Source organism: Streptomyces sp. NPDC002935, from assembly GCF_040611295.1.
Taxonomy (GTDB): Bacteria; Actinomycetota; Actinomycetes; order Streptomycetales; family Streptomycetaceae; genus Streptomyces.
Genome location: NZ_JBEXNW010000094.1, coordinates 1 through 1,301, shown reverse-complemented (window position 1 = coordinate 1,301; position 1,301 = coordinate 1). Strand labels below are relative to the sequence as shown.

The 1,301-nt window shown below is 65.9% G+C and carries 1 protein-coding gene and 1 pseudogene; both read right to left on the bottom strand.

The window, feature by feature from the left end:
• Positions 1–228 (bottom strand): alpha-amylase family glycosyl hydrolase (locus ABZX90_RS43790; RefSeq protein WP_355213727.1); only part of this gene is annotated, 228 nt, incomplete at its 3' end.
• Positions 225–1,301 (bottom strand): annotated as a pseudogene (locus ABZX90_RS43785) (alpha-1,4-glucan--maltose-1-phosphate maltosyltransferase); the annotation flags it as partial. The gene ABZX90_RS43790 and the pseudogene ABZX90_RS43785, both read right to left, overlap by 4 nt.

Genomic DNA, 1,301 nt, shown 5'->3' with positions numbered 1-1,301 from the left:
CAGCGGGGACTTGAAGAACGGGGGCAGCCACAGGCAGTCGACGCCCAGCCATTGCAGGTAGTCGAGTTTCGCGGTCAGGCCCTTGAGGTCGCCGACGCCGTCGCCGTTGCTGTCCTGGAAGGAGCGGACCAGGACCTCGTAGAAGACGGCGCGTTTGAACCACTCGGGATCGCGGTCCTTGGCCGGGGTGTCCTCGAAGGTATCCGGGACGGGCTCATTGACGATCATGTGGTGGGTGACCCTCCGATCAGCGGTGAGGACGGTCGCAGGACGGTGAGGATGTGCGCGGACCGGTTTCCCGGCTCCAGGCGCACATAGTTGGTCCTGCCCCAGTTGTAGGTCTCGCCGGTGAGCTCGTCGCGCACCGGCACGGACTCGTGCCAGTCCAGGCCGAGTTGTGGCATGTTCAACGAGACCGTGGCCTCCTGGGTGTGGCGGGGGTCGAGGTTGACCACCACCACAACCGTGTTCGAACCGCGCACGTCCGTGACGGACTTGGAGTAGGCGATCACCGCCTCCTGGTCGGCGTGGTGGAAGTGCAGATCACGCAGTTGGCGCAGTGCGGGACTGCGCCGCCTGATCGCGTTCAGCTCACTCACCAACGGCGCGATGCTCCGGCCGTCCCGCTCCGCCGACTCCCAGTCACGCGGGCGCAGTTGGTACTTCTCGGAGTGCAGGTACTCCTCGCTCCCCGCACGCAGCGGGACGTTCTCGCAGAGCTCGAAGCCGCTATAGATGCCCCAGGTGGGGGAGAGGGTGGCGGCGAGCACAGCGCGCAGCTCGAAGGCGGGCCGACCGCCGTGCTGGAGGAACTCGTGCAGGATGTCGGGGGTGTTGACGAAGAAGTTGGGCCGCATGCAGGCGGCCGAATCACCGGACAGTTCGGTGAGGTACTCCGTCAGCTCCTGCTTGGTGTTGCGCCAGGTGAAGTAGGTGTACGACTGCTGGAAGCCCACCGCCGCGAGCGTCTGCATCATCGCCGGGCGGGTGAACGCCTCGGCCAGGAAGATCACGTCGGGGTCGGTTCCGTTGATCTCCGCGATCACCTGTTCCCAGAACATGACCGGTTTGGTGTGCGGGTTGTCGACGCGGAAGATCCGTACGCCGTGGTCCATCCAGAAGCGGAGGACCCGTACGGTCTCGCGGACGAGGCCCGGCATGTCCTTGTCGAAGGCGATGGGGTAGATGTCCTGGTACTTCTTCGGGGGGTTCTCCGCGTAGGCGATGGTGCCGTCGGGGCGGTGGTGGAACCACTCCGGGTGCTTCTCCACCCAGGGGTGGTCGGGGGAGCACTGGAGCGC